The sequence below is a fragment of the Bacillus andreraoultii genome (genome assembly GCF_001244735.1).
In the GTDB taxonomy this organism is placed as follows: domain Bacteria; phylum Bacillota; class Bacilli; order Bacillales; family Caldibacillaceae; genus Caldifermentibacillus; species Caldifermentibacillus andreraoultii.
The window spans coordinates 2,778,566-2,801,957 of sequence record NZ_LN868937.1 but is presented as its reverse complement, the minus strand read 5'-3'; the positions used below and the strand labels follow the sequence as shown (position 1 = coordinate 2,801,957).

Below are 23,392 nucleotides of genomic sequence, written 5' to 3'. Positions count from 1 at the left end.
AAGAAATATATGATAAATTATATGTAACCGGTTACAGGTGGTGGAAAATATGGCAGTTACTATTCGTGATGTTGCGAAAGAAGCGGGTGTTTCAGTAGCGACAGTATCGAGAGTATTAAACAGTAGCGGATATGTGCATGAAGACACAAGAGATGCTGTTATGGATGCAATTAAACGATTAAATTATAAACCAAATGAAGTGGCTCGGTCACTTTATAAAAAGAAATCAAAATTTATTGGACTGGTACTACCTGATATTACCAACCCTTTTTTCCCGGCACTTGCTCGTGGAGTTGAAGATTTTTTATATCGTGAAGGGTATCATCTCATCATTGGGAACAGTGATGAGCAAATGGAAAAAGAAAATGAATATGTTCATGGATTCCTACAAAATAACGTGGTTGGTCTCATTATATCCACTCACGATATTGATTTCCATGCTATAAAAACAGCTAAAATTCCGGTTGTTCTTTTAGACCGGACAACAGATGAATTTCCGGCAGTTTATGCGGACCAAATTCAAGGTGGAAAACTTGCCGCAACAAAAATCATTGAACGAGGTTGTCATGAAGTAACCATTATTCGCGGACCAGTTACCATTAAACCTGTTTATGAACGGTTTAGGGCAGCATATGATGTGTTAAAAAAGAACAATAAAAAGGTAAACATTATTGATGCACAGTTAACTTTTGAAAGTGGTCAAAAAACTGCAAAAGAACTGTTTGAAAAATATCCGAATACAGATGCCGTGCTAGCATGTAACGATCCTGTTGCCATTGCTATTTTAAATGAAGCCATTAAACAAGGACGCCAAATCCCAGAAGATATGCAAATTATCGGGTTTGATAATATTTCGATGAGCAGTGTTGTACATCCTGGATTATCGACGATCAATCAGCCGGCCTATGAAATGGGTTTAAAAGCTGCAGAGATTTTGTTAAAACAAATTAATCAAGAAAAACTAACGAAAATCCATTATAAGTTTCCTGTAAGTTTTATTGAACGAGAATCAACGCGAAAGGAAGAGAAATAATATGGTAAAAGTTGCAGTTGTTGGAAGTGCATCAATTGATTTGATAGTGACGGCAAGTAAACGACCGCTTGCCGGAGAAACTTTAATTGGTGAATCATTTCATACAGCACCAGGGGGAAAAGGAGCAAACCAAGCAGTTGCTGCTGCAAGACTCGATGCCGAAGTAGACATGATTGGTTGTGTTGGTGATGATGCTTTTGGGAAAGAGATCATGGATAACTTTAAGAAAAATGGTGTTTCTGTCCGCTATGTGGAACCGGTTACACATTGTCCATCAGGAACGGCCCACATTACATTAGCTGAAGGCGATAATAGCATCATCGTTGTGAAAGGGGCAAATGATTATGTTACTCCTGAATATGTGAAACAAGCGGAAGAATCGCTGCATGGGGCAGATATCATATTGATTCAACAAGAAATACCAATCGAAACGGTCGAATATGTGGCTACATTTTGTGATCGCTTTCAACGAAAACTACTTTTAAATCCAGCTCCAGCAAGAAAGTTAAGTGAAAAGGTTATTGAATATGCAACCTTTATCACGCCGAATGAACATGAATTTGCGGTACTTTTTGGGAATGAAAATCGCTCGAAAGTACTAGCGAAATATCCAAATAAATTAATTATTACAGAAGGAAGTAACGGTGTTCGTTTCCATAACGGGAAAACGGAAGAGGTCATTCCGGCTTACCAAGTAGAACCGGTTGATACAACTGGGGCTGGCGATACGTTTAATGCAGCGTTTGCCGTGGCGGTCGCAGAGGGGAAAGAGATAGCTGATGCGATTAAAATTGCGAATCGGGCTGCATCTTTATCGATTAAGAAGTTCGGTGCCCAAGGTGGTATGCCAACACGGAAAGAATTAGAAAGGAGTCTGTAAACGATGAAAAAACACGGGATTTTAAATAGCGAGATCGCAAAAATACTAGCTGATTTAGGTCACACCGATTTAATCGTTATTGGCGATGCAGGGTTACCAACTCCAAGTGGGGTCAAAAAAATCGATCTTGCTTTAAAGCCAGGAACCCCCTCTTTCCAAGAAGTAATCGAAGTCGTTTCTGATGATATGCATATAGAAAAAGTGTATCTTGCCTCTGAAATAAAAGAGAATAATAGATCACAATATGAATTTTTAAAGAATCATTTTACACAAGATATTGAGTTTATCTCCCATGAAGAGTTCAAACAATTGACTGCAAATGCAAAAGTTATTATACGGACAGGAGAAATTACCCCGTATTCAAACTGTATTTTACAAGCTGGCGTCTTTTTTTAACATGAATCAGTAGCAAACTCTTATTTCGAAAAAAATCGGGCGTAAATGCTGATTTTTCACATTTGATCGTAGAGAGGTGAACAATATGAAAATTATGATGGAGAATATTCATAAAGCGTTTGGAACGAATCAAGTGCTAAAAGGTGTCGACTTTACTCTTGAGCAAGGTGAAATCCACGCTCTAATGGGTGAAAACGGTGCGGGGAAATCGACATTAATGAATATTTTAACTGGGCTTTTCCATCAAGATCAAGGGAAAATTACGATTGATGGAAAAGAAACGTTATTTAAAAATTCTAAGGAAGCAGAAAAAGCAGGACTTGCCTTTATCCGTCAAGAGTTAAATATATGGCCAGAAATGACGGTATTGCAAAATCTATTTATTGGGAAAGAAAAAGTAAATTCATTTGGTATGTTGAAAGAAAAAGAGATGATAAGAGAAGCGGAAAAAATCTTAAAACGATTAGATATTTCCCTTCCACTTAAAAAAGAAGCAGGTCTCTGTTCAGTTGGTGAGCAACAAATGATTGAGATAGCGAAGGCGTTAATGATAGATGCAAAAGTCATCATTATGGACGAACCGACTTCTGCTCTAACAGACCGAGAAATTGAAAGATTATTCGTCATTATGAAGGAACTAACGTCTTCAGGTGTTTCCATCGTCTATATTTCCCATCGGATGGAAGAAATCTTTGAAATTTGTGATCGAATAACAGTTATGCGTGACGGTGTTTCTGTTGCCACTTCTCGAATGAAAGATACTTCTTTTGAAGAGGTAGTGAAACAAATGGTTGGTCGGGAACTTTCAGATCGCTATCCGGAAAGAAATCCTAAATTTGGCGATACAGTCATGGAAGTAAAAGGACTTACACGAAATGGTGTTTTTCAAGATATTAGTTTCTCGGTAAAATCTGGTGAAATTCTTGGCATATCAGGATTAATGGGTGCTGGACGGACAGAAATCATGCGCTCGATTTTTGGACTCGACCCGACTGATCATGGTGAAATCCGGATAAACGGAAAATCGATTACAGTTAAAAATCCAGCTGATGCGGTGAAACAAGGACTTGCATTTATTACCGAAGACCGAAAAGATGAAGGGCTTATTTTAGATTTTTCAATTCGTGACAATATGACGATTCCGAATCTAAACAGTTTTGCGCCAAAAGGAGTCATTAAATCCGAAGAAGAAAAGAAATTTTCTACGATGATGATTGAGCGCTTAAAAATAAAAACGGTTTCACAAGAGATTGTAGTAGGGAACTTATCTGGTGGGAACCAACAAAAAGTCGTCATTGCAAAGTGGATTGGGACAGGTCCAAAGGTTCTCATAATGGATGAACCAACACGGGGAATCGATGTCGGTGCAAAACGCGAAATTTATCATTTAATGAATGAACTTACCGAACGTGGTTTGGCAATTATTATGATTTCCTCGGATTTACCTGAAGTATTAGGTATGAGTGACCGTATTCTCGTTATCCATGAAGGAAAAATCACAGGGGAATTAATGAAGGAAGAAGCAACTCAAGAAAAGATTATGACATTTGCAACGGGGGGAAAATAATGAAAACGAACAAATTATCATCAATATTAGGAAAGTTCGGTGCCCTATTCGCATTACTATTTCTCATTTTAGTCGTTTCAATTTTAAATCCGTCATTTTTGGATCCGGCAAACTTAATGAACTTATTAAGACAAATTTCGATTAATGGATTAATTGCATTCGGTATGACGTTTGTTATTTTAACCGGTGGCATTGACTTATCAGTTGGTTCGACATTAGCGTTATCAAGTGCATTGGCGGCCGGTATGATGGTCTCCGGTGTCCACCCGATTATTGCTGTCATGATTGGTGTAATGATCGGTGCGATCCTCGGTGCATTTAACGGTTTAATGATTTCAAAAGGAAAACTTGCTCCATTTATTGTTACACTTGCAACGATGACGATTTATCGTGGATTAACGCTTGTTTTTACAGATGGTAAGCCAATAACAGGGCTCGGTGATTCGTATGCCTTCCAATTATTTGGAAAAGGATATTTTCTTGGAATTCCAGTTCCTGCAGTGACAATGTTAATTGCTTTCTTCGCCCTTTGGTTTTTATTAAATAAAATGTCCTTTGGTCGACAAACATATGCCATTGGTGGAAATGAAAAGGCGGCACATGTATCTGGGATAAAAATTGATCGTGTAAAAATCTTTATCTATTCGATTAGTGGGATGTTAGCAGCACTAGCTGGGATGATTCTAATGTCTCGTTTAAACTCTGCCCAACCAACAGCTGGACAAGCATATGAAATGGATGCCATCGCAGCTGTCGTTCTTGGTGGAACAAGTCTTTCAGGTGGTAAAGGACGGATTACCGGAACATTTATCGGTGTCTTGATCATTGGAATTTTAAATAACGGCATGAATTTACTAGGTATTTCTGCATTCTATCAACAAGTTGTTAAAGGAATCGTTATTTTAATCGCCGTATTAATCGATCGTAAAAAATCATAAATGAGGTGAAATGATGAAAAAGTTTGGAGCACTACTAATCATATTTACGATGATGATCTTATCTGCTTGCTCAATGGAAAGTCCCTTTGTGAAAGAAGATTCTGGGAAAGGTAATCAAATGACAATCGGTTTAAGTATTTCTACACTCGATAATCCATTCTTTGTTTCGCTACGGGATGCGATTGTGGAAAGTGCAGAAGCAAATGGAATGAAAGTAGTGAGTGTTAACGCACAAAATGATGCATCGAAAGAAATTAGTGGTATTGAAGATTTAATTCAACAAGGTGTAGATATTTTATTAATCAACCCGACTGATTCATCTGCTGTTTCATCTGCTGTTCAATCGGCAAACAGTGCTAAAATACCGGTAATCACAATCGATCGATCCGCTGATAAAGGAAAGGTTGAAACGTTAATTACTTCTGATAACGTTGCAGGTGGCGAAATGGCTGCAAACTTTATTCTCGAAAAAGTAGGAGAAAATGCGAAAGTTGTCGAACTACAAGGAATTGCAGGAGCTTCAGCAACGAGAGAACGTGGCGAAGGGTTCCATAAAGTTGCCGACTCAAATCTCGAAGTAATCGCAAGCCAACCGGCAGACTTTGATCGGACAAAAGGTTTGACAGTAATGGAAAATACACTACAAGGGAAAAAAGGTGTCCAAGCTGTATTTGCACATAATGACGAAATGGCTTTAGGTGCAGTAGAAGCAATAAAGTCAGCAGGTCTTGATGTCGTTGTTGTTGGATTTGATGGAACAGAAGATGCTGTAAAAGCGGTTGAAGCTGGAGAACTAACTGCAACTGTTGCTCAACAGCCAGCGTTAATGGGGAAAGAAGCAGTAAAGGCTGCAGAAAAAGTATTAAATGGTGAAAAACTCGACGACGTCATAAAAGTTCCACTAGAATTAAAAACGAAAGAATAGTGAGTATGTAAATAGAGAGGTGGTTCAATAACTGGACCACCATTTTTTGCTAATAAAGATGTATTGCGAGCATTTTTTTCAACTGTGTCGAACAACGATGACAAAATGACGATTTTAGAAAAAAGAACTCGTTCATTTAAGGAATAAACCATTTGACATAGAGATATCGAAATATAAGTATTGTTGAAACATGCAGGACGAGAAATAGAAAAATAGTCGAATAACTATTCATTAATAAGTTATATTTTATACATAGAAAATCAAATAATATTTTTATACTGAGTATGGCCGTTATCCAGCGCCATTGAAACTTAAAACTGATGAGAAATGTAAAGAAAAATGAGAAACAAAAGATATACAATGCGTTAAATGTTAATGAATCTCGAATCGGATCGTTAAACCAATGAACGGAGTAGGTTGGAACAGAAAATAAAAACAATAAAATAAAATGCAGTGTGTTGATATATACAGCAATCGTTAAATACATCGTAAAAAACTTCACAAAAGGCCCGGGTCTTTTTAGTAATTGGTACCATCCTTTAGCGATATAAAAGCAAATGGGAAGGAGAATGCCAGTAATCCATATTTTCCACCAATGATGTTCATATAAATCCATATTTAAGAAAAACCATTCAATTCCTAGTATACTTAATGTGATCATTAAAATGTTTGTTAGTCTAAAATGAAATTCAGCAATAGCAACAGCTGAAGTTGGTATCGTTATCCCCTGTGAAACAATTGAACCAAGAATATTATCGAACCAGTACGAATTTACAAGGAGGGGCTTATAGTAGTAAGCGTCCAATAGAACTAATACAATATAATCTACAATGTAAGCTAGTCCTGTTATAAAAAAATAAGTTTGTAATAGACGTTTTTTATCCTTATGCTTCATTAAAGTTATCATTAGTACGAAAAGGCTAATTCCAATTAATAGGAAATACCATACATAGTTTGGCGTTTTCAATGGAAGCCTCCTGCATAAGTAGTTTATTATTATACTATCTGTAAAGACTTTGATAAAAATACTTGTTAATAAATGGAATGATCTTTAAGACATGAGAAAAAGATGCCAGAAATACTGACACCTTTGTAGACATAAGTTCGGGCTCATTTTTAGTTAATGATTTTCCAATTTCTCCTTGCCTATACGCATAAGTTGAAGGTTTCGGTAGCATTAAATCAAAGCCGAAAAACTCTCTTTTTTCGATGAACTCTAGTCTCTTGGTTACCTAAAGGCCCGAGTCACGAGTTTTCTTTATGTTGGGGAGTGTTTTTAAACTTGAATGGGATACAATGACCCGCTTAACGCAAATGAAACACTTCCAGTTTCCTCGGATACAACAAGTGCTAAGGCGTCGCTACTTTCGGTTATTCCAAGAGCAGCTCGGTGCCTCGTTCCAAGTTTCCCAGTTATGTTTGTCGTTGTTAGTGGTAAAATATTGGCTGCGGAAACAATTGTATTTTCTCGAATAAGCACTGCCCCGTCATGGAGTGGGTTTCCTGGATAAAAGATTGACTCCACTAATGAAGAAGAAAGAAGTGCCTCTATTTCCGTTCCCTTTTGAATCATGGAATGTACATCGTCATTCCCTTGAACAACAATTAAAGCACCGTGTCGTCGAGAGGAAAGTCGTTTCAAACAAAGGGAGAGATCATCAACTTTTTCCGTGTAGTTGGATAAATAACATTGTAAGTAATAAGACCCGGCTACGGACTCTAATTGACTCAACTCTTCACGAAATTCCTCCAGATTACAAAGAATACAATCATCACCATCTAAAAAAGATATAGTATGTTGAAGTTTCGTTGTTAATTGTTGTAGCCCTAACAAAATTTCCTCTTTCATGTAAGAAAAATCACAGTTTGAATGGTTCAATTGTCGCACCTCCCAACATAAGAAGAAATTGTCTCATAACAAAGGAAAATAAATATGGGTGAATATCAAATTGGTATGAACAGGCTATATTTGCATAAGATAAACCTTCATCCAATATACTTATTCTTCGGTCTTCCGCTTTAATTTTGCCTTATGTAATTTTTTCGGATTAAAGATATTATCTTCTGTACCGGTGACGATATATTTTTGATTGTTCGGGCCATCAACAATGTCTCCAATTTTATAGGCAATCAATTTCGGCATTTTAGAACGAATGAGTAAATGATCTTTCTCGTCATAAATACTTAGCATTAATTCTTTATTATGTCTTGAGTAAACAGCAGTAATTTCTTCGTACACGTTCAAATTCCCCTCTTTATATAAAAACTTGCATTTCGTATTTTACCATAAAATTCTTTCTTAAGTACGAATCTTTAACTTTTTTAAAAGATACTTCGATTATTATGACCAATTTTGTGAATAAGTTTGATGTATAAAGTTGGAAAGGTAGGTCTTTTAACTATCGATAACTTTTTATATAATATCCCCGATCTTTATGGTAAAGAAGTAGCGCAACAATTAAAAAAATAACAGCAATCCAAATGGATGGGTTGCCAATATGGACAGTTAAGTAAGTTCCGATAGCCCCACCTAGAAAAAAGGAAAATATAACAATTGCAAAGCTTTTAAATTGTTTTTTTGCCTCCTCATTGTGTTCAATCCAGGCTGCGTAGGCGGCTTTTGAAGCTGTCCGTAAATTTCCTGTCGTAACTGTTGAGTTATAATTCCATTTATCAATTTTATTAAAGGTAGCAATTTGTAAAGAGGACGCAAAAGCGATTAATATTGTAACAACTGAATTATGAATTGTTGCTGGTAAAAGTCCTACAATGACTAGAACAATGCATTCAATGAGAAGAACAAATCGTCTTGAACTTGTAATCCAGCTTTTTCTCTTGAAAATTTTTGAAACTTCAGAAATAAAAATACCAAGGATAAATGCGACGATCGGTGGGATATATAAAATCATTTGTTGCCATTCTCCTAGAGCTAAATGAACCCCAAGCAAAACGATATTTCCTGTTTGTGCATTAGCAAAAACTCCATCGCGACTAATAAATGTGTACGCATCTAAAAAGCCACCGACCATTGCAAGGATGATCCCTAATGATACGGAATTAGAAGCTAAAGAAGGAATCATTGTCTGTGGTTTAAACATCTTTTTTCCTACCTTTTTGCTTGAATTTATGAGTAATATGTATTTTGTTAGTATATGTCACCCCACTCGAATCATTCATTTCGGTTTGATATGCTTTCAATAAAAGCGTATTTACGAATCGAGTTGTCGAAATATTAACAAAAAGGTCGGTTTTTGTTATATAATAAATTCACTAATTGCTACGATATATAGAGATAAAGGGGAGAAAATAGGATGAACGAGGTTCATTCATATCATACAGAGCGGGTTCATAAAGTAAATTTGATCTTAATTTTTATAATTGATATTCTTGTTGTTATCCCAAATATAGCCAATATAGGATGGGCCCATTCGTTACCAAACGTAATGGCAGGAATGGTTGTTATGATTTTGGCGATGACAAATTATTATTTGAGAATTCCTACATATGTTAAAGGGTTTATCTTTGCTTCAATGCCGAATGTGATTATTTATTTGCTCTTTTACCTAGATCAGTTTTCTTTAAATAAGCATTATTTACTCCTGCTTTCTATTGCAATGGTGTCATTATATTTTAAAAGTGAGTTAATTTTATCTTTTAGCTTACTAATTAATGTGGAATATATTCTTGCTTATCTTATTCATCCTGGTTTTCTCGGGATAAATGGGAATTTTGAGGAATTTATAGCCGTTCTTTTTACAGTAAATGGGGTTCTTGCACTGTTATATTATTTAACCTGCTGGGGACGTGACTTAATTCAGGCTAGCTATGAAAAAGAGGTTGAAGCAAAACATGTTTTAGCAAAATTACAAAGGATATTCCATACGATTGAAAAGAGTGGGGTGGTGTTGGAAAATAATGTGAAAAGTTTTAATGAGATTGTCGACCACTTCTATGAGTCAAGTAAAGTGATAAAAGAGTCATTAGAACAAATGACAGCAGGGATTCAAGAGCAAGCAAATAGTGTTAATTATGTAAGCGAAACGATGTTAATCTCATCAGAAAAAGCAATCGTACAATTGAAATTTCCCGAGAGCTGAAGGAAAAGTCAGAACAGATGAATGACAAAGTTCATGATGGGTGGAATAAAATTCAGCTTGTAAACAATCATTTTATGACGGTTCATTCAGCAATTGGTATAACAGCACAGACAGTTATTGGGTTGCAGAATAGTCTTGATAAAGTCAATCGTCTACTTGATGGAATTAAAGAGATTGCTAATCAAACAAATTTGCTAGCATTGAATGCGGCGATTGAATCGGCAAGGGCGGGCGAACACGGGAAAGGATTTGCTGTTGTTGCTGAGGAAGTCCGTAAATTAGCTGAACAAAGTGGAAAGCTAGCTGCGAATATTTCGGATGTCACGAGTACATTATTTCTTAAATCGACGGAAGCTCAAAAAAAGTCATTAGAAGGGGAGGAAGCCATGAGGGAAGGAAGTATGTTACTTGGTGAGGTGGCAAATTATTTTCAAGAAATGAAAGACTCTTTTCGAGAAACGAATATAGAGCTTTCAAAAGGAATGAGTGAAATTGAGTCTACCACACAAAATTTTACATCTATACAACAACAAGTGGAAAACGTTGCAAATATTTCAGAGGAAAGTGTTGCTTCAATAGAGGAAATTTCTTCAACACTCGATAATGAGCATAACCAAATTCAAATGATTCAAAACGCAGTTCATGAAATCAATCAAGTAGCGAAGGAATTGAAACAACTTTTAGTGAAGGACGAAATGTAAAGGGCTTCGTGTAAAAATATTAGCGGAAATTCGCGGAATGGATGGTTTGGTTGTTTTTTCCATGGCTAATCGGAAAGTATAAATTGTCCAATTTCACTTTTCTTGTGCGCTTAAACGCTTTAAGCATTGCATCAAAGCCGAAAAAACTCTCTTTTTCATCAAGTGAATTCTAGTCTCTTTGGTTGCCTAAAGGCTCTAGCGTCACCGAGTTTTCTTTATTATACTTAATAAAAAAGAGAACACAACTGATCAAAGACCATTTCAATTTCTTTAATATCTCCAAAAAGTAGTGCCTGCCCCTAGGACTTTAATGTATCAACGAATGGGGGACGGGCACCTTTGTATTTTCCAACATGAACCACTAATAACTGTTCTTTAATGGAATTTATCAAAGGTTATGGCTCCTTTAGGGAATTATTCCTGTTTTCCTTTAATAAACGGATGACATATCTTTGCACAATAAACGAATAATTGCATCTGCTTTATTTTCTTAAAATTCCATCAGATGAATGAAATATGCAATTATTAAATATAAGCGATATCTAAACTCCTTTTCAGAAAATAAACTATTTATTTAATAAATTTATATTTACAAGTATCGTTTGATTAAATAAAATATTTATAAATATATTAGAAGAGCCGAAGTAATTGGAAATATCTAATCTTTCGAGAGTAAAAGATAACTCCAAAGGGAATTGCATTTGTTAATTTTAGGAAAGGGGGGCTATCCGAAAAGGGGAAATACCAACAAATGTTAAATCCAAGAAAGTAAATATATCAAGGTTATGAAACATGAAAAGGAACATCCAGAAATCAAAAATCCGACTTTCTGGACAGCTCTTTTTTATAGGAGAAATGAGTATGATGGAAATTTTAACATATAAAGCCTTTATGCGATTTTATTCAGGTTTTATTATTTCTGAAATAGGTACGAAAATGTTCTATTTATCGATATTTTGGTTTGTTCAAGAAAAAACCCAAGAATCATCTTATACAGCTTGGCTTGGATTAGCGATTACAATTCCGCAATTATTTATGTTTATATTTGGAGTGTTTGCTGATCGATACAATAGAAGAAAAGTTATGATTATAACTGATATTTGTTCGGTCTTAATTCTATTAATCATTACAACTTACACATATCTTATAGAATTTTCTATTTTGTTTATAGCTATAATGTTCTCCCTTTTGAATATTTGTAATAACATATTCTTTCCAACTTCAAGAGCTTTTATGCCATCGACTTTACCTGAAGATAAATTGGTCCTAGGTAATAGTTTATTTGCTACCGGAACCCAAATTTCTACTATTATAGCAAGTACATTAGGTGCCTTTTTATTAAGTAAAGTAAATATTTATCTTTTCTTTATTTTTAACTCAATTACTTTTTTGCTTTCTGCTTTTAATTTATTCCTATTACGCTTCGTTTTGCCAAAGGAATCTGAAAATGGGACAGTTCATCAAAAAATCCAAAATAAAGAAAAGAAATTATTTGCTGTTAAACAGTTCATTAATGATATCGTGGAGGGTTTTCATACAATCAAAGGTTCTAAAATTCTATTATTTATGATACCGGGTGTTTTTTTGACAAATATTTTCTTTGTCACGTTTGTTTTTTTAACACCTGGTTGGTCACAAGAAATTCTTCACTCTGGTTCTAAAGGTTATAGTTTGTTGGAGTTGGGGTTAGGTATAGGGACGTTTATAGGGGCGTTTGCATCTGGCTGGTTATCAAAATTTCTCAATATTAAGCGTGGAGAAATTCTTGCCTTTTTATTTCAAAGTACAATTGTATTTTTTCCGATATTCCCCATTCTAAGCGTCAATATTTTTATACTCTTTTTATACGGAATTGGTTCAGGTCTAGCAAATGCATATACAATGACTTTAATTCAACATATTATCCCAGATCACCAGAGAGGAAGAGCTTTTGGCACATTGATGTCAATAATGGGAGGCGTTGTTCCGGTTGGGACATTCATATGTGGTCTTTTAGTAAAGTATATCGGATTAACTGGAGTTTTTTGGATGTCAGGTATCGTTTGCTCAATTGGAGCATTGATACTAGCATTAACATTTAAGTTTATTCCTATAAAAGAGCAAGATAATAAAAACTTACTAACACAAGTTGAATGATTATCATAGTAATAAAGGATATTAGAGGAGATGTCTTATAAGGTTTTTTAGCTAATCGGAAACTATAAATTTTCCAAATTCACTTTCCTTGTGTGCTTAAGCATTTTAGCAGCATTATATCAAAGCCCAAAAACAAGGAATATGAACAAAGAGGAAATTGGTCCCTATTTTAGGAGCTAATACCTATACTGAGTTTAAAGCACGATTTGATATGGAGAAACGCATGATAACCTGATAAGGTGGTCTAGGTTGTTTTTAACAAACTGGCCTCCCTGGAATAGAATCATGCGTGCAAGGCTCCATGTCAAATCATCTCCGTATTAAAACAATACTCTGAAAAGGAGTGGGAGCAATTTCCTCTGCACAAACAGAACAAATCTATTTTATAATTAAAAAGGAAAGCGAAAACAAAGAAAAATAGAAAGACGTAAAAGTACGTGTCCAATTTAAGGGTGCCTAGCCGATACGTGCCCTTCACACGGGAAAAAGGGCTTGCTGTACGCAGAGCCCCGTCTCTATATATTATTATAGCTTGCAAGGTGGAAATCCCAAACGCAATCATTATTACAGTTTGCAATGAGCAAATGCCAATTGCAATCAATTATTATAGCTTGTAACGTGGAAATCCCAATCGCAATCATTGTTACAGTTTACAACGAGCAAATCCCCATTACAATCATTTTTCATAGCTTGCTAGAAAAGTACGGATTTTCCTTCATATCAACCCATAATGGGGATTGTTCAAGTAACCGAGCGAGTTGAAATAGTAAATCTTCTTTTCCTCTTGCAGCCATAAATTGAGCACCAATCGGAAGCCCATCCGCTGTTAGATGGAGCGGGACGGACATGGCGGGTTGTCCTGTTAAGTTTGCGAGTTGGGTAAATGGTGTTCGCATGAGACTTTTTTCTGCGATTTGGTCGACAATGCCGGCTTTTTTCAATGTTTTTCCTAAGTTTAATTGACCTGCCATTCGAATAAGCAATTGTTCGGCTCCCTTTGGTGCGAGTTCGCCAATTTTTGCTGGAGGAAAGGCGGTTGTCGGTGTTAAATAAAAATCATACGTTTCATGAAATTCTTCCATTCGATAAGCAGCTAGATCCCATTCTTGTAAGCTTAGAACAAACTCCTCTGCACTTGTTACTTTACCAAGCATACCGAGTACCCAAGTTGTCGGTTCCACATCTTTTATACTCGTTTTTCTACCCGTCCATTCTTCTGCCTTTTTGAGAGCTGCTGCTACTTCACCAAAGTACATTGTCAAATAGCTATTGGCCAATTTTTTACCATCGACAGGAGCGTCTTTTTCTTCAACGATAAAACCTTGGTCCGCTAAAAATTCTGCTGTTCTTTCTACTGCTTTTATACACGCTGGATGAACATCTGTCCCAAGTGGTGATTTTACTGAAAAGGCAATTCGCAATTTTTTCGGTAGTGGCTGATTTAATATCGCTACATATGAATTTTCATTACTCGGTATGGAAAAAGCTGCTCCTTTTTCTGGTCCTTGTAGAAAATCAAGTAGGAGGGCACTATCTCGAACGGTTTTTGTTAAAACATGTTCACTTGATGCCCCTTGCCATAATCTACCATGTTCTGGTCCTACTGGTGTTCTTCCTCTTGTTGGTTTTAATCCAAATAAACCGCAGTAGGCAGCAGGAATTCGAATAGATCCACCACCATCATTCGCTCCTGCAATCGGTACCATTCCTGAGGCAACCGCTGCACCAGACCCACCACTAGACCCTCCTGGCGTATGATTTGTATTCCAAGGATTTCGTGTCGGACCGTAAGCTTTCGGTTCTGTAATTCCCATAAGAGCAAACTCAGGTACGTTTGTTTGACCGAGAAAAATGACTCCTGTCTTTCGTAAGCGTGAAACGTATTCAGAATCATGCTTTGCCCGGTAATTTTGTAGGAACTGTGAGCCTTGAGTTAATTTCTCTCCTTCGATTTCTTGGGTAACGTCTTTTAGTAGAACGGGTACACCAGCAAGGGGTGAGTTTTTATCAAGACTCTCAACCATTTGTTCCGCTTTTTCATACATTTTATTTATGACAGCGTTAAGCTTCGGATTATGTTCTTCTATTTTTACTATTGCAGACTCAACAAGTTCTTTTGGGTGAACCTCTCTTTTTACGATTAGCTCATGTAAACCTATGCCATCATATTTTTCATAGTCTTTAATCAAACCATTCCCACCTTCCGTAGTAATAAAATCATCTCAGTACATTCATATTGAAATAATTTGAAAAATAGGTCAAGACTTAATAGAAAATATTTTATGAAAAAATAATGTCAGGTCTAGAGCCTTTAAGTGAAATGAGATCCGTCGTTTGCGGAAAAAAACTTTTTTTATACGAGGTCATTGCTGCCAAATTCTCCCTAACAGCTAAAAAAACTCAAGGATTAAAGTAGACCCTTGAGAATTGACGTTATGCAATATTTTGTTTTGCTTCCGAATTCGATTTTTCACGGAGTAGTGGATAGAAAAATAAGCCACTGACGAGTAGAGCCACACCAAATAGGAATGTTTTTAAATCACTAGTTCCTGCAAAAATAACCCAAGCGGAATAGATTGTTGCCAGTACGGCGATGCCTCCATCGATCCATCTTTCTTTCGTTAATGTATATGTTTCACCAGTAATGACAATTTTTAGTTGATATGCAGTTGAAATTAAATATGGTACAAGGAACGAAAGAGTTGCAATATAAATAACAAAAGCAAAAGCGCTCGAAATCGAGTTTGAAATCGTAGAAAAAATAAAGACTTGTGTTAACGTGTTTGAAATGTATAACGAGAAAGTTGGAACGCCCTTTTGATTTGCTTTCGAAAAGCTTGGTAAAAATAATTTTTGTTTTGCAGCTTGATAAGGCACTTCCGCACTAAGTAAAATCCAGCCAATGGTTGAGCCGAGTAAACTAATTAATCCAAGACCAGATAAAAGATAGGCGCCAACAGGTCCTAAGGTGACTTCAATCGCATCAACTAATGGTTTTTCTGAATGGATGAGTTGATCTTGTGGTAAAACACCCATTACGAGTAAAGTAATTCCTACGTAAAGTCCAAGCGCTAAAAGTAGGCCGATAATTGTTGCTTTTTTTATATCATTCTTGTTTTTCGCTCTACCTGCAAAAACAACGGCAGACTCTACACCTACAAACGCCCATAACGTTGTAACAGCTGCATTATTCATTTGGCCAAGTAAAGGAATGGAATTTCCAGCTCCATCAAATCGCGGTGCATTCATTGGTAGTAGATTACTTTTTTCAAAGGCAAAAAGCGCGATGACAATGAAAAGGATAAATCCAATAACTTTGGCCGCTGTTGCAACAAAGTTTAGTTTTCCAGCTCCATCCATCCCTTTTAAAATAATAAAATGTAGTCCCCATAAGAGAAGAGAACAGACAATGAAAATGAAGAGATTTCCTAAATAAAGAGTAAATGATCCCATTTTAAAGATGACTTTTGTACTATTTAAAATAGGAAAAAAAGTAGATAAGTAACTAGCAAAAGTGGTGATAATCGCTGTATTTCCAGCAACATTTCCAATCCAATAGCCCCATGACGACATGAATCCTGAGATGATGGACGTTTTGGAGTCTTTTGTAAATAATTCTTTCGCATATATTTGTGGACCGCCCGTTAGTTCTGGTTTTCGAACGGCTAAACTACCAAATACAAAAGCAACTAGTAATACACCTAGCCCGGTTAAACCCCAGCCAAGTAAGACACCGAGGGGGCTAGCTGCTTCAGCCAATGTTCTTGGTAACATAAAAATACCGGATCCTACCATGTTACCAATAACTAAAGCGGTTAGTATCCATAAACCTATTTTTTTATTTTCAGCCATTAAGGCATGCTCCCTTCAAAAATGAAATGCGCTAAGTCACGTTTGCGTCCAATTTTGCAATAATCCCCACATAAAGAAGTTGGGGTGATTACGGAATACAGTTAAAACATGGCAAGTTAATGTGTGGCTTATTACGTTTATTGATGTTTAATAGATGAACAGAAATAAACACCATTCGTTAATGTGAATACTTAAACATTATGGCAAAATAAACAGTAAACCGCAATATAAAAATTCTTCCTTGTTCTTTTTTAAACGGGATATTGGTTCACTTAGTTAAGTAGAAAATCTTCTTCTGTTTGGAAAAAAGGTATTTCCATATATGTTTTTACAAAGCTTGCGAATCTATTTGTAAAGGAAACTAAGGGACGCCCTGAGTTTTCTTTAGGCTAATAGAAAGTATAAATTTTCCAATTCCTACTTTCCTTGTGCGCATAAGTGCACAAGGAAGGATCTAGAAGCATTGCATCGCAGCCGAAAAAAAGCTTTTTCGGCGAACTACGGCTCTTGGTTGCTTAAAGGCTTCTTTACACATAAAAAAGACAAACACAATTCCTTGTTTTTCCTTACGTACGAAGGAAGAAAGGGGGCTTTTGCAAGATATTGTTTTTAAAAGTCAAGTATGAAAATTTCAAGTAGATCAAGAAGCGTCCACGAAAAAGGAAAACCCAAGGACTGTACGCTTGGGTTTTTCACATTGTTAAAAGCACTCGAAAGGAATCTGTATACATATCGTTTAAGAAAACATCGGATTTCCTTTCATGCCAATCCAAAGGTCTGACTGTTCTATTTCCGCCGCTAGTTGTAATAACCAGTCTTCTTTTCCTTTTGGTGCCATGACTTGAACGCCGAGTGGAAGTCCAGCCTTCGTGAGGTGAACTGGGACACTCATTGCTGGTTGACCTGTTAAATTTGCCAGTTGTGTAAATGGAGTGTAAGTGAGACTGGCTTCAAACATATCGTAAACAAGTTTTTGTTGTTCGTTTTTGCTTAGGTCATGTACTTTCAGTAATTCGGCAATTTCTTGTTCTGTATGCGTTAATTCACCTACTTTAGGAGCTTCATTCGCTGTTGCTGGTGTTACGTAAAGATCGTAAGTCTGATGAAAGTTCGCCATTTGTGCTGCGGCTATATCCCATTCTTCAAGACTTCTTGTATAATCTGAAGCAGTTACTGATTTTCCAGCAACAGTTAGTACCCAAGCGACAATTTCCATATCATTTACGGTAATTGGTCTACCGAGTGCTTCTTCCATTGAGTCCACCATACCGCTTATTTCGCCACAATTCATAATATAGTAGTTTTCCATTAAGCGAATACCGTCGACATCGTTTGCCTTTTCTTCTACTTCATGACCTTGTTCTTCTAACCATTTCACAGTTTTGAAAACAGCTTGACGTGCCTCTTCACTAACAGGCGTACCAACAGGAGATTCCGTTGTGAATGCGATACGGAATTTTTGCTTTTTCGGTTTTTTAACGAGTTCGAAATAGCTACCATTATATAGTGGTGTTTGATAGGCTGCTTCTTGTTGTACAGTTTGTAATAGGTCTAAAAGGGCTGCACTATCGCGAACGGACCTTGTTAAAGCAAAATCAATCGACGCACCTTGCCATTGGCGCCCGACACCTGGTCCAACCGGAGTTCTTCCACGAGTCGGTTTTAGTCCAAATAATCCCGTAAATGATGCAGGGATACGAATAGATCCGCCTCCATCACTCGCTCCAGCAATAGGGACAATACCAGATGCGATACTGGCTGCGGAACCACCACTGGAACCACCAGGGGAGTATTCAGTATTCCATGGATTTCGTGTTGCACCGTGAACTTCGGGTTCGGTAATATTTTTTAAACCAAATTCCGGTGTGTTCGTATGACCAAGAAATAAAAATCCCGCCTTCCGAAGCTTTGCGACAAGATTGGAATCTTGCTTAGCAATATGATTAAGGAACAATTTAGATCCAGATGTTAGTCGTTCTCCTTTAACTGCTTGGGAAATATCTTTTAGTACGATGGGGACCCCAGCAAATGCTTGTTCATCGATGCGAAGATCTTTTGTCTCTTGAAGAACTTTTTCCTTCCGTGTTTGAATCACTGCATTTAGTGTCGGATTTACTTCTTCTAATCTTTCAAATGCTGTCTCGACTAATTCAGTAGGAGATACTTCTTTTTCCTTTACTAATTGTGCTAAACCAATTCCGTCTAAAGACATATATGTTTGCTTGTCCAACAAACTCCCTCCAATTAACAATTTTGATATTTATTACCAATTATAATTGTAGTAGAAAGGGTGGAAATTTCATAGGAAGACGTACTAGAGAGAAAATTTCCGTTAAAAAGAAGCTGTTTAAAAAAGACATGAAAATGGGGGAACTTATCGATTGGTCTATTCATGCGATTGAAATTGATAAGGGCATCTCGTAGTTGTCATGTGATTTTTTTTCAACTATTTTCGAAAAAAACTAAGTCCACCCATGACAATACTGTCACTATTAAATGGATTGTAGTTTTGAAATGAGTATCGATGTAAAGGCTTCAAATTTATGTCATTTCCAATTAAAATAAATTGTAGAGAATCGTATTTTGTAGTCTGAAGGGAGAAAACGATGGAGAAAAACTACCTACATAAGTTTTACAAAAAAACGCGACTAGAGCGGATTGATGCGTTAAGAAAAGCTAAGGTGATTTCTGAAGAAGATGCAAATTTATTAAAAAATGGCTTATCGATACCGAGTGAAGTTGCCAACAATATGATTGAGAATCAGATTGGCATATATGAATTACCACTTGGAGCAGCCATGAATTTTTTAATAGACGGGAAAGAATATATTGTTCCAATGGCAATTGAGGAGCCTTCTGTTGTTGCAGCAGCTAGTTCTGCAGCGAAAATTATCAATAAAGCAGGTGGTTTCAAGACGGATATTCAAAACCGTACGATGATTGGACAAATTGCTTTAAAAGATGTAGCGAATGTAAAAGAGGCAGAACACATCATTTTGGAACATAAAGCGAATATATTACAAATCGCTAATGAAGCAAAACCTTCAATCGTAAAGCGGGGTGGTGGTGCAAAAAATTTAATTGTTCGTATTTTGCCAGCTGAAGAACCGTTCAATACGCCTGATTTTCTCGTTGTTCATCTCCAAATAGAAACATTAGAGGCAATGGGTGCAAATATTATTAACACAATGAATGAAGCAGTGAAACCTTATTTAGAAAAGTTAACTGGTGGGACAGCATTAATGGGCATCCTTTCCAACTATACGACGGAATGCCTAGCAACAGCAAAATGTCGTATTCCAGTAACATTACTTGAAAGAGGTGAATTCACTGGAGAGGAAGTGCGTGACCGAATCATTGAAGCAACACAATTTGCTTATGTAGATCCATATCGTGCTGCAACCCATAATAAAGGGATTATGAATGGGATTGATGCGGTTGTTATTGCTTCTGGGAATGATTGGCGGGCGATTGAAGCGGGTGCCCATGCGTATGCTGCTAGAAGTGGACAATATCGTTCCTTATCTACTTGGAGTAAAGCAGAGAATGGTGATTTAATAGGAAGTTTGACCATTCCTCTTCCTGTTGGGGCAGTAGGGGGACAAATTAGTATTCATCCTGCCGCACAGTTTAATAAACGGCTCATGGGCTATGAGAATGCGAAAGAACTAGAATCAATTATCGTTTCTGTCGGGCTTGGGCAAAATTTTTCAGCTATGAAAGCACTTGTGACAGAAGGGATACAGAAAGGGCATATGAGCCTTCATGTTAAATCAATTGCAATTAGTGCAGGAGCAAAGGATACAGAAATTGAAGTCGTTAGTGAAAGATTAAAACAGAGTAAAACAATGGATATAGAAACAGCGAAGAACATTTTGAAGGAAATAAGAAAAAATAAAGCGTAAAATACATGCGATTGGAAAAGGAAATTTGATGCAGTAAATAAGAAAAAGAGGTTCACAAGTGAATTGTTGCGAACCTCTTTTTCTTGGTTATTAGAATGAGATACATTACAAGTTTTTATTTATATATTGGCGCATATGACGATCAATTCCTGCTAAACAAATATCTGCGGGGTCCTCGTCAATCGATAAAGTTAACGCAGAACCGTCAGTTGGCAATGTTTCTTGGAAGATTTTTTCATATTCTTCAATACTTAACTCTTTCCGTTCTTTTAGGAGTTTTTCGTGCTTTTCAGCTTGTAAAAAGTCACGATAACCTGGTTGGATAATGCCACTGAAAAATTCGCCAACAGCACCAGAACCATAGCTGTATAATCCAATTCGGTCTCCTGCATCTAAATCGGTATTTAACTCTAGTAATGAGAGAAGACTTAAGTATAGTGAGCCTGTATAAATATTGCCTACTACTTTACTATATTGTTTACTTACATCATAATTAGCTAAAAGTCTTTCTTGATCTGAGTTATATCCTTCGTCTAATACTGATTTTAACGCTTTTAGTCCCATTTTTGTATAAGGCATATGGAAACAAATGGCTTCAAAATCAGCTAAAGTCATGTCTGTTTCAGCTTTAAATTGTCCCCATACAGTTTGGAAAAAGGAGATATATTTTTCGTTAGAGAACTTTCCATCTACATAGGCGACATCCGAGTAGATTGGACGCCAAAAATCCATAATATCTTCTGTATGAAACACACTTGGTTCTTCAATCGTCATAATTTTTGGGTTGGCGCTAATAAGGATCGCTACAGCTCCGGCTCCTTGTGTAACTTCACCTGATGAATGTAAACCATACCGGGAAATGTCAGATCCTAAGACAAGTACTTTACTGTCTGGATGTAATGCGATGTGTCCTTTTGCTAGTTGAATAGCTGCTGTAGCTCCATAACAAGCTTCTTTTATTTCAAATGCACGTGCATGATGTTTAAGCCCGAGTAGGCGATGCACATAAATCGCTGCGGCTTTAGAATGGTCAATTCCTGATTCTGTAGCAAAAATAACCGTATCAATTTTTTCTTTATCTTCATCTGTTAAAATTTCAACAGCGGCATTGGCAGCTAATGTTACGGTATCTTGTGTTATTGGAGCAACTGCCATTTTCTCTTGCCCAATACCGATTGTGAACTTCGCTGGTTCAACATTTCTAGCAAGTGCTAGTTTATTCATATCTACATATAAATGAGGTATAAAAAAATTAATTTTGTCTATTCCAATTTTCAAGTTTGTCACACCTTTATCGTTAGTATCAATTTTGTGTAAAAAGAAAAGTTAAACTTTGAAATTTGTAAAAATCCAATTTAGTATATATATTGTTCCTTATTTTAACAAGTTTCATACAAGGAAAAACTACGATAAATATACTATAATATTCTTCTAGGATTCTAGCAAATAAAAAAATGTTGGAAAAAGTTATCCGCATATAGTAATTACATTCGTTTATAAAGAATGTCCAAATGACTGGTTTTACTCGTACAATAAATTATAGAGAAGGAATGAGTAGATTATATGGAAGAAGTTGTCATTATTAGTGCTGCCCGCACACCAATTGGGAAGTTCGGCGGCAGTTTAAAAAATATATCAGCAGTTCAATTAGGAGTTATTGCTACAAAAGAGGCAATAAAAAGAGCAAATATTTCTGCACAAGAAATTGATCAAGTTATTTTTGGAAATGTGCTTCAAGCAGGACTAGGCCAAAATCCGGCACGCCAAATTTCAATTCATGCCGGAATTCCTTATGAAGCGCCAGCAATGACGATTAATGAAGTTTGTGGTTCTGGGTTGAAATCGATCATTTTAGGTGCCCAAGCGATCCAATTAGGTGAGGCCGATGTTGTTGTTGCAGGAGGGACAGAAAATATGTCACAAGCACCGTTTCTTCTACCTAATGTGCGTTGGGGACAAAAAATGGGCAATGGCGAGCTGGTGGATAGTATGGTTTATGATGGTTTAACAGATGCTTTTGAACAAAGCCATATGGGAGTAACCGCTGAAAAAATAGCTGAGAAGTTTGGAATTAGTCGTATGGAACAGGATCAGTTTGCATTGGAATCGCAAAGGAGGGCAAGCCAAGCACAGAGGAATGGGAAATTTAAAGATGAAATTGTTCCTGTAACAGTTAAAAAAGGAAAAGAGATCAGTGAATTTACTGCTGATGAATCAATTCGTCATACGACAAGTTTAGAAAGTTTACAAAAATTGAGGCCAGCCTTTGTGGAAGATGGAACAGTAACAGCAGGTAACTCTTCTACGCTGAATGATGGGGCAGCTTGTGTCGTGTTAATGAGAAAATCGATGGCAGATGAACGAAAGATTCCTTATTTAGGGGTAATGAAAGGATATGCGGAAGTTGGGACAAGCCCGGAAATGATGGGGTATGCACCGTATTATTCGATGAAAAGATTATTAGAGAAAACGAAATTAAACATATCGGAAGTGAACCTCTTCGAATTAAATGAAGCTTTTGCCTCGCAAAGTATTGCGGTGACCCGTGATTTACAACTTCATATGGATAAAGTAAATGTTAATGGTGGTGCTATTGCTTTAGGTCACCCAATTGGAGCGAGTGGAGCAAGAATTTTAGTGACGCTTTTATATGAATTACAAAGACAAAATGCCAACAAAGGAGTTGCATCTTTATGTGTTGGTGGGGGCATTGGTGTTTCTATGTTAATCGAGAAATGATGTGTAACGGATACAACATGTGATTTCTATTGCTTCCGGTTTAGGAAAAGTTTTTCAATGGCTATTGGAAAAGTATGAAATTTCCAGCTAATAGGAAAGTAGAAATCATTTATGCATAAGCGCACAAGGAGGGTTTTGAGTATTGCATTGCAGCCGGTAAAAAGCTTTTTCGGTGAACTCTAGTCTCATTGGTTGCCTGTGGCCCAAGTCATAAGTTTTCTTT

19 protein-coding genes are annotated in these 23,392 nt (G+C 36.6%); 11 read left to right on the top strand and 8 right to left on the bottom strand.

The window, feature by feature from the left end; all coding sequences use genetic code 11:
* Window positions 1-49 precede the first annotated feature (49 nt).
* From BN2144_RS18595 to rbsB, 6 genes are all read left to right on the top strand, one after another.
* The gene (locus tag BN2144_RS18595) at window positions 50-1,033 is read left to right on the top strand and encodes a LacI family DNA-binding transcriptional regulator (protein ID WP_033829705.1); all 984 of its coding nucleotides are present in this window, start codon (window positions 50-52) and stop codon (window positions 1,031-1,033) included.
* A 1-nt stretch (window position 1,034) separates the two neighbouring features.
* A complete protein-coding gene (rbsK, locus tag BN2144_RS18590; protein ID WP_033829704.1) occupies window positions 1,035-1,913 on the top strand; it encodes a ribokinase in 879 nt (292 codons plus the stop codon).
* A 3-nt stretch (window positions 1,914-1,916) separates the two neighbouring features.
* Complete coding sequence (gene rbsD / locus BN2144_RS18585) at window positions 1,917-2,309, top strand: D-ribose pyranase (RefSeq protein ID WP_033829703.1); 393 nt, start codon at window positions 1,917-1,919, stop codon at window positions 2,307-2,309.
* An 85-nt stretch (window positions 2,310-2,394) separates the two neighbouring features.
* Complete coding sequence (locus BN2144_RS18580; RefSeq protein ID WP_033829702.1) at window positions 2,395-3,876, top strand: sugar ABC transporter ATP-binding protein; 1,482 nt, start codon at window positions 2,395-2,397, stop codon at window positions 3,874-3,876.
* Window positions 3,876-4,814, top strand: coding sequence for an ABC transporter permease (locus BN2144_RS18575; protein WP_033829701.1), 939 nt, complete (start codon window positions 3,876-3,878; stop codon window positions 4,812-4,814). The genes BN2144_RS18580 and BN2144_RS18575 overlap by 1 nt, the downstream gene beginning before the upstream one ends.
* A 13-nt stretch (window positions 4,815-4,827) precedes the next feature.
* Window positions 4,828-5,739: a ribose ABC transporter substrate-binding protein RbsB gene (rbsB, locus tag BN2144_RS18570; RefSeq protein WP_033829700.1), complete on the top strand. Its 912-nt coding sequence runs from the start codon at window positions 4,828-4,830 to the stop codon at window positions 5,737-5,739.
* A 136-nt stretch (window positions 5,740-5,875) separates the two neighbouring features.
* Here rbsB and BN2144_RS18565 read toward each other — a convergent pair whose 3' ends face one another.
* The 4 genes from BN2144_RS18565 to BN2144_RS18550 all read right to left on the bottom strand — a co-directional run bounded on the left by BN2144_RS18565 (window position 5,876) and on the right by BN2144_RS18550 (window position 8,837).
* Window positions 5,876-6,706, bottom strand: coding sequence for a hypothetical protein (locus tag BN2144_RS18565; protein ID WP_033829699.1), 831 nt, complete (start codon window positions 6,704-6,706; stop codon window positions 5,876-5,878).
* A 309-nt stretch (window positions 6,707-7,015) separates the two neighbouring features.
* Window positions 7,016-7,618 (bottom strand): sporulation-specific diadenylate cyclase CdaS, encoded by a 603-nt coding sequence (cdaS, locus tag BN2144_RS18560; RefSeq protein ID WP_075047860.1) that lies wholly within the window; start codon window positions 7,616-7,618, stop codon window positions 7,016-7,018.
* A 120-nt stretch (window positions 7,619-7,738) separates the two neighbouring features.
* On the bottom strand, window positions 7,739-7,978 hold the full coding sequence (locus tag BN2144_RS18555; RefSeq protein WP_033829698.1) for a hypothetical protein: 240 nt from the start codon (window positions 7,976-7,978) through the stop codon (window positions 7,739-7,741).
* 160 nt (window positions 7,979-8,138) lie between these two features.
* Window positions 8,139-8,837: a YoaK family protein gene (locus tag BN2144_RS18550; protein WP_033829697.1), complete on the bottom strand. Its 699-nt coding sequence runs from the start codon at window positions 8,835-8,837 to the stop codon at window positions 8,139-8,141.
* A gap of 213 nt (window positions 8,838-9,050) precedes the next feature.
* Between BN2144_RS18550 and BN2144_RS20520 the strand changes: the two genes are divergently transcribed.
* From BN2144_RS20520 to BN2144_RS18540, 3 genes are all read left to right on the top strand, one after another.
* Window positions 9,051-9,836, top strand: a complete 786-nt coding sequence (locus BN2144_RS20520; RefSeq protein WP_139017914.1) for a methyl-accepting chemotaxis domain-containing protein — start codon at window positions 9,051-9,053, stop codon at window positions 9,834-9,836.
* A gap of 17 nt (window positions 9,837-9,853) precedes the next feature.
* On the top strand, window positions 9,854-10,537 hold the full coding sequence (locus tag BN2144_RS20515) for a methyl-accepting chemotaxis protein (RefSeq protein WP_139017913.1): 684 nt from the start codon (window positions 9,854-9,856) through the stop codon (window positions 10,535-10,537).
* An 861-nt stretch (window positions 10,538-11,398) separates the two neighbouring features.
* Window positions 11,399-12,673 (top strand): MFS transporter, encoded by a 1,275-nt coding sequence (locus BN2144_RS18540; RefSeq protein ID WP_033829696.1) that lies wholly within the window; start codon window positions 11,399-11,401, stop codon window positions 12,671-12,673.
* 683 nt (window positions 12,674-13,356) lie between these two features.
* On the opposite strand, the gene BN2144_RS18535 is transcribed toward BN2144_RS18540, so the two are convergent.
* The 3 genes from BN2144_RS18535 to BN2144_RS18525 all read right to left on the bottom strand — a co-directional run bounded on the left by BN2144_RS18535 (window position 13,357) and on the right by BN2144_RS18525 (window position 18,755).
* On the bottom strand, window positions 13,357-14,859 hold the full coding sequence (locus tag BN2144_RS18535; RefSeq protein ID WP_082195292.1) for an amidase: 1,503 nt from the start codon (window positions 14,857-14,859) through the stop codon (window positions 13,357-13,359).
* A gap of 247 nt (window positions 14,860-15,106) precedes the next feature.
* The gene (locus BN2144_RS18530; protein WP_033829694.1) at window positions 15,107-16,525 is read right to left on the bottom strand and encodes an amino acid permease; all 1,419 of its coding nucleotides are present in this window, start codon (window positions 16,523-16,525) and stop codon (window positions 15,107-15,109) included.
* A gap of 736 nt (window positions 16,526-17,261) precedes the next feature.
* Entirely contained in the window at window positions 17,262-18,755 is a 1,494-nt protein-coding gene (locus tag BN2144_RS18525) for an amidase (protein ID WP_033829693.1), read from the bottom strand.
* A gap of 376 nt (window positions 18,756-19,131) precedes the next feature.
* Between BN2144_RS18525 and BN2144_RS18520 the strand changes: the two genes are divergently transcribed.
* Complete coding sequence (locus BN2144_RS18520) at window positions 19,132-20,430, top strand: hydroxymethylglutaryl-CoA reductase, degradative (protein WP_033829692.1); 1,299 nt, start codon at window positions 19,132-19,134, stop codon at window positions 20,428-20,430.
* A 105-nt stretch (window positions 20,431-20,535) separates the two neighbouring features.
* On the opposite strand, the gene BN2144_RS18515 is transcribed toward BN2144_RS18520, so the two are convergent.
* Window positions 20,536-21,708, bottom strand: coding sequence for a hydroxymethylglutaryl-CoA synthase (locus BN2144_RS18515; protein WP_033829691.1), 1,173 nt, complete (start codon window positions 21,706-21,708; stop codon window positions 20,536-20,538).
* 285 nt (window positions 21,709-21,993) lie between these two features.
* Between BN2144_RS18515 and BN2144_RS18510 the strand changes: the two genes are divergently transcribed.
* Window positions 21,994-23,169, top strand: coding sequence for an acetyl-CoA C-acetyltransferase (locus BN2144_RS18510; RefSeq protein ID WP_033829690.1), 1,176 nt, complete (start codon window positions 21,994-21,996; stop codon window positions 23,167-23,169).
* The last annotated feature ends 223 nt before the right edge of the window (window positions 23,170-23,392 follow it).

Bases quoted from the DNA above. Each gene is read 5' to 3' on its own strand.
- BN2144_RS18595 (WP_033829705.1), top strand. From the start codon at position 50: ATGGCAGTTACTATTCGTGATGTTGCGAAAGAAGCGGGTGTTTCAGTA.
- rbsK (WP_033829704.1), top strand. From the start codon at position 1,035: ATGGTAAAAGTTGCAGTTGTTGGAAGTGCATCAATTGATTTGATAGTG.
- rbsD (WP_033829703.1), top strand. From the start codon at position 1,917: ATGAAAAAACACGGGATTTTAAATAGCGAGATCGCAAAAATACTAGCT.
- BN2144_RS18580 (WP_033829702.1), top strand. From the start codon at position 2,395: ATGAAAATTATGATGGAGAATATTCATAAAGCGTTTGGAACGAATCAA.
- BN2144_RS18575 (WP_033829701.1), top strand. From the start codon at position 3,876: ATGAAAACGAACAAATTATCATCAATATTAGGAAAGTTCGGTGCCCTA.
- rbsB (WP_033829700.1), top strand. From the start codon at position 4,828: ATGAAAAAGTTTGGAGCACTACTAATCATATTTACGATGATGATCTTA.
- BN2144_RS18550 (WP_033829697.1), bottom strand. From the start codon at position 8,837: ATGTTTAAACCACAGACAATGATTCCTTCTTTAGCTTCTAATTCCGTA.
- BN2144_RS20520 (WP_139017914.1), top strand. From the start codon at position 9,051: ATGAACGAGGTTCATTCATATCATACAGAGCGGGTTCATAAAGTAAAT.
- BN2144_RS20515 (WP_139017913.1), top strand. From the start codon at position 9,854: ATGAATGACAAAGTTCATGATGGGTGGAATAAAATTCAGCTTGTAAAC.
- BN2144_RS18540 (WP_033829696.1), top strand. From the start codon at position 11,399: ATGATGGAAATTTTAACATATAAAGCCTTTATGCGATTTTATTCAGGT.
- BN2144_RS18530 (WP_033829694.1), bottom strand. From the start codon at position 16,525: ATGGCTGAAAATAAAAAAATAGGTTTATGGATACTAACCGCTTTAGTT.
- BN2144_RS18520 (WP_033829692.1), top strand. From the start codon at position 19,132: ATGGAGAAAAACTACCTACATAAGTTTTACAAAAAAACGCGACTAGAG.
- BN2144_RS18510 (WP_033829690.1), top strand. From the start codon at position 21,994: ATGGAAGAAGTTGTCATTATTAGTGCTGCCCGCACACCAATTGGGAAG.